The organism is Calditrichota bacterium (assembly GCA_013152715.1).
Classification (GTDB): Bacteria; Zhuqueibacterota; Zhuqueibacteria; order Thermofontimicrobiales; family Thermofontimicrobiaceae; genus 4484-87.
Genome location: JAADFU010000093.1, coordinates 1 through 5,125 on the forward strand (window position 1 = coordinate 1; position 5,125 = coordinate 5,125).

Here is a 5,125-nt window from a genome sequence, read left to right on the forward strand (position 1 = left end):
GCGTCCCTAATGTTTCAAACGCCTTGGCATGTTTTGCTTTCATCCAGGTTTCGTAAATCTGTCCTTTCTTGGCGCCTTTGTGGCACATTTTGCATTTCTTTACGCCGACATACTTAAATGTTTTCGCATCCTGAGCGAACGCAATAACAAACAAAGCAACGACCGAAATCAGTGTCAGCGCAGCAATGACCTTCTTCATAATACCTCCTCGTAATTAATGTTAACGGGCGAATTAGTCATATCAAAGCAATCATTAATTTAAAATTTTTTTACTAAATGTCAAGTAATTTCTCTCAGCGAAAATTAAAAGGAAGTTTTCGCAATCAAACCCTTATGATAAATTCGACATCTGCACGCCGAAAGATTCCAACTCTTACTACGAGAAATTGGGAAAAAAGTTCAGTTATTCCCATTTTTTGAGCCGTGGCCAGGAAAAACACAAATCATATTTTTGCGCCGATACGCAAACTTCATGTAAAATTTCAGCATTCGCTCCCAATCATTAGGCAACTTCGTCATTCCACAGTTAGTTCGCTCAGTTAATTTCCAAACTTTTCCCTTGCAAAAATCAATTTTAAATCTTATCTTTGTTAGATTTTTCTTCCGAACAAAAACCGATGAAATGCGAATAACTACCGGAGTTAACAGATGGAAAAAATCAGCATTGTGATGATTTACAACGACAAATTAGGTTACGACGATGCGCAATTCGATCACTCAATCCAAAGTCTCATCGAGCAAAACTATGAAAAATGGGAACTCATTTTAGTTGACGAACGGGGCGAAAATTCTGGCTATCCCGAAATTATGAAAAACGAGAAAATCATTCATTTACCCATCGATCTCAAAAATCGCGCTCATTCAATAAATCAGGGACTGAAAAAATGCAGCGGCGAATTTGTCGCGTTGGTGAATAACGAGCAATCTCAAATAACGTTTCGTCTCAGCACACTGGAACTTTTTCTCGGCGTTGCCAAACGACACGACGACACAGGAATGGTGTACGCAGACTACCGTTTGATCGAGGCCGACGGCAGCGAAAAAGATATTCATCTGCTCAATTATCATCATGGCAGACTACGAGACAATATGGATTTTGGCGCCGTCTGGTTTTTTTCCAAAAAAGTACTCGAGCAAATGAACGGCATGAATGAAAAATATCAGGCTGCTCATTGGTACGATCTGCGCCTTCGTGCTTCGGAAAAATATCAACTTTATCACATTGAAGCCAAACAAAACGGTCATCTCTACTTAGCCAAAGCAGCGGCGAAAACGCACAATGTTTTTGATTATCTTCTCGCCGGAAAAAATATCCAACTGGAAATGGAAACCGCCGTCACCGAATATCTCAAACGTGTCGGCGCCTACCTTGCTCCCGGGCAAAATTATCACAAAGTAGAATATTCCGAGGAAGAAGAAAAGAAATTCGACGCGTGCATCGCCAGCGTGGTCATCCCTGTTTTCGACAGAAAAGAATTCATCGGCACCGCCATCGAAAGCGTGCAGGCGCAGACGGTGCAAAGCGTGGAAGTACTCGTCGTCGTCAATGGCGGGCCCAAAGATCCCACAATTGAAGGCGTGAAGCCGTACCTACCCGGCGGCGAAAAATATGATCCGAACAAGCCAGCGGTAAGATTAATCGTGGAAGATGTGAATAATATCGGCCATTGTCTGAACAAAGGAATCAGCGCAGCTCGGGGAAAATTTTATGTCCAACTCGACTCCGACGACCGGCTGAAGCCGACTGCCGTGGAAAAATTGTTGTCTGTTTTTAATTCAGACCCACATATCGGCATGGTGATCGGCTCTTACGAAGTCTGGCAAAAAGACCAGAAAACAGCCAAAATCACGCGCATGGAAGAGATTCCCGTAGTTACCCACGACGAGTGGACTGAAGAAAACGGAAGAAACAATCTGCTGCGCATCAACGGCGCCGGCGCGCCTCGCTCCGCGCACATCAAATTGATCAAAGAATTAGGCGGCTTCGGCATGAATGATTCCCCCTATTGCCGTAATTACGGCGAGGATTACGATCTCGTTCTCCGCATGTCCGAAAAATATCGCATCGGCAGAGTCTGGGATCCCATTTACGATGTCATCCGCCACGCCGGCGGCACAGATCACTCTATTGACGAAATCACCATCGACAGGAACGACAATGCCAAAGATTACATGCGACTGGAAGCGATTGAAAGAAGGAAGGAAATTAATCACAATCAATAAACATAGCGAAGTCTATTAGATTTTTCTCACACAAAGCCGCAAAGATAAAAATAAAATATCCTTTGTGGCTTCCGTGCTCTCCGTGTGAGGATAAAAAAAATATCTCATACGAAGCCGCCACGATTAAAATAAAATTCCTCCTCACCCCGAAAATCATTTGCATTTTAAAAATAAAATATTAACTTTAACATTCAACAGCCGTAAGAAAAAAACGAAAAATCAGGACAGTTTATGTTAAAATGGATTTTCTTTGATGTTGGGAATGTCATTTTGAACGACGATCCGGCGATGGCGCTGCTGTATCGGAAAATTTATGAAACCATTCAGCGAGAAAGAGATGACGTCTCTTTCAGCCAGATTCTTTCCCAACGAGAGGCACTTATTTTGAACGAGCGGGACGGAAAACATTTCGTCAGCGTAGCTTTGTCACATCTCGGTCGGAAAAAATGGGCTAAATATGAGTTGGAAATCAAAAAATTGCTACGAGATAATTGGGCAGAAGTAAGTCCGCTCATGCCGGCGATAGTGCCGGTCATTCAAAATTTAGTAAAAAAATATAATCTAGGCATTATCGCCAATCAGCCGACAAAAGTGTGTGATGTGCTGGAAGCTCACGGCTTATTAGAATTTTTTAAAATTCACGGCGTCAGCGAGACTGTCGGCTTGCGCAAACCGGACCCGGAATTTTTCCGCTGGGCGCTGCGCGAGGCGAATTGCCGCCCCGAAGAAGCGGTCATGATCGGCGACCGCGTGGACAATGACATCGCTCCGGCGAAAACTTTGGGCATGCGCACTATCTGGCTGTCGCTGACAGTGGCTGTGAAAAACTACCTGCCCCAAGATGAACTGGAAAAAATTTATCTGGAAAGCGTGAAACGAGCGAGCGTTTCCCTCCTGCAGCCGCGGGACGAAAGCGAAACGCCGGACGGAATTGCTAAAAGTTTTGAAGAAATTTTGGAAAAAGTGGAAAATTTGGACAACGAACAACAGATGTAGTCCACCTCGGAGGTGACTACATCTCACACAAAGGGAAACAAGTCGATGAGAAAAAAGCTACCTGATGAAGTCCGAGATTATTTGCAGCACCATCCGGATGTCGTAGAAATTGTCGCTGACTTCTGGAACGAAGAACCGAAACTGCAAACGATTTTGCAACCGTTGCTGCAGAGTTACGTTGTCATCACTAATAGCTTTGAAAACGGCGGAAGACTTTTCCTGTGCGGGAACGGCGGCAGCTACGCCGATTGCCTGCACATCTCCGGCGAGATGCTCAAATCTTATGAAAGAAATCGCAAGCTATCGGAAGAAGACCGGAAAATCTTTGCCGAACATCCTTACGGCGAAGAGCTATCGCAGCATCTGGAATATGGCTTTCCGGCAATTGTGCTCGGACTCAATCCGTCGCTAAAAACCGCGGTGGAAAACGATTTTCCTCTGCCAGACATGGCCTTTGCGCAGGAACTTTTTGTTCTTGGGCGCAGTGAAGATGTACTCCTTGGCATCAGCACCAGCGGCAACGCCAAAAATGTGTTGTACGCAGTGACGACGGCAAAAGCCATCGGAATGCGCACCATTGCGCTGACCGGAAAAGCAGGCGGCGAATTGGCCGGCGCTGTGGATTACCCCATTCAGGCGCCGCACGAGAAAACCAATCGCGTGCAAGAATTGCATCAGAAAATTTATCACACGCTCTGCGCCCTGGTGGAAGCGCACTATTTTCCGGAACGGGAAAATGACGAAAAATAAAGTTAAAACGAGAGACGAATTGCGCGACATCTGCGCTGAATTAAAAAAAAGCAGTAAAAAAATCGGCTTCACTTCTGGCGCCTTTGATTTGCTGCACGCGGGTCATGTGGATTATCTGGAACAAGCGCGCTCAATGTGCGACGTGTTGATTGTTGGCGTCAATTCCGATGAGTCTGTCAAATCCTACAAAGGGGAAAACAGACCGCTCAATTCCGAATCTCACCGCGCGCGCGTCGTGGCTGCGCTGCAATGCGTGGATTTTGTTTTCATTTTCAATGAGCGACGCAACGCTAAAAATATTGAACTTTTGCAGCCTGATTTTTATTTCAAAGCCGGCGATTACAGCGAATCGCAATTAACGTCGAAGGCGATGGTTGAAAAATATGGCGGCAAAGCGGTGCTCATTCCGGTGCGGGAATCGGTTTCCACCACTCAGATCATTCAAAAAATTGCCCACGGCGAGGGTGCCGCAGATAAATTCGTGGAAGAAACCAAGCGCACAGTTCATCTTCAGCGCAAACCTCCGAAAATGTCGCCGGCAATTTTTCTCGACCGGGACGGCACAATCAACAAAGAAGTCGGCTATTTGAGCGATCCGGAAGATTTGGAATTTTTGCCCACCGCACTCGCGGGAATGAAAAAATTCCGCGACATGGGCTACCGGTTGGTAATCGTCACCAATCAGGGAGGCATCGGCCTGGGCTATTTCACAAAAAATGATTTTTATCGCGTGAACAAAAGAATGCTCACTGAAGTTTCCCGGGCTGGCATTTTGATCGATAAAATTTATTTTTGCCCCCACAGTCTGGCGGAAAATTGTCCCTGCCGCAAGCCAAACACCGGTTTGGTCATGCGCGCGAAAGAGGAGTTGAACATCGATTTGAAAAACAGTTTTTTCATCGGTGACTCGCCCTGGGACATTGAAACCGGCAAAAACAGCGGCATGCGCACGATCTGGATCAGAAACGACAGAACCGCTGATCCCGAAACCTGGGATGTAAAACCTGACTTCATCGTCGATGATTTGCTCGAAGCAGCGGAATTAGTGCTCCGTTTGGAGCGGGAGAAAAGTAAATTTTGAAAGAAATTTCCAAACTCGTTTCTCCGGACGAATTGCTCATTCTCAAAAAAAATTGGTCACGATCAAGGAAAAAAG

Annotated in this window: 5 protein-coding genes; 4 read left to right on the forward strand and 1 reads right to left on the reverse strand. The window is 45.6% G+C overall.

The window, feature by feature from the left end:
• On the reverse strand, nt 1-199 hold a 199-nt coding region (locus GXO74_07160; GenBank protein ID NOZ61445.1), incomplete at its 3' end, for a hypothetical protein.
• 449 nt (nt 200-648) lie between these two features.
• Between GXO74_07160 and GXO74_07165 the strand changes: the two genes are divergently transcribed.
• From GXO74_07165 to GXO74_07180, 4 genes are all read left to right on the forward strand, one after another.
• Nucleotides 649-2,223, forward strand: a complete 1,575-nt coding sequence (locus tag GXO74_07165; protein ID NOZ61446.1) for a glycosyltransferase — start codon at nt 649-651, stop codon at nt 2,221-2,223.
• Between the two features lie 231 nt (nt 2,224-2,454).
• On the forward strand, nt 2,455-3,219 hold the full coding sequence (locus GXO74_07170) for an HAD family hydrolase (GenBank protein ID NOZ61447.1): 765 nt from the start codon (nt 2,455-2,457) through the stop codon (nt 3,217-3,219).
• 45 nt (nt 3,220-3,264) lie between these two features.
• Entirely contained in the window at nt 3,265-3,969 is a 705-nt protein-coding gene (locus GXO74_07175) for an SIS domain-containing protein (protein ID NOZ61448.1), read from the forward strand.
• Nucleotides 3,956-5,050, forward strand: coding sequence for an HAD-IIIA family hydrolase (locus GXO74_07180; protein ID NOZ61449.1), 1,095 nt, complete (start codon nt 3,956-3,958; stop codon nt 5,048-5,050). Before GXO74_07175 ends, GXO74_07180 begins: the two co-directional genes overlap by 14 nt.
• Nucleotides 5,051-5,125 lie beyond the last annotated feature (75 nt).

Excerpts from the sequence above, each read along its gene's own strand:
- GXO74_07175 (NOZ61448.1), top strand. The coding sequence starts at position 3,265 with ATGAGAAAAAAGCTACCTGATGAAGTCCGAGATTATTTGCAGCACCAT.
- GXO74_07180 (NOZ61449.1), top strand. The coding sequence starts at position 3,956 with ATGACGAAAAATAAAGTTAAAACGAGAGACGAATTGCGCGACATCTGC.
- GXO74_07165 (NOZ61446.1), top strand. The coding sequence starts at position 649 with ATGGAAAAAATCAGCATTGTGATGATTTACAACGACAAATTAGGTTAC.
- GXO74_07170 (NOZ61447.1), top strand. The coding sequence starts at position 2,455 with ATGTTAAAATGGATTTTCTTTGATGTTGGGAATGTCATTTTGAACGAC.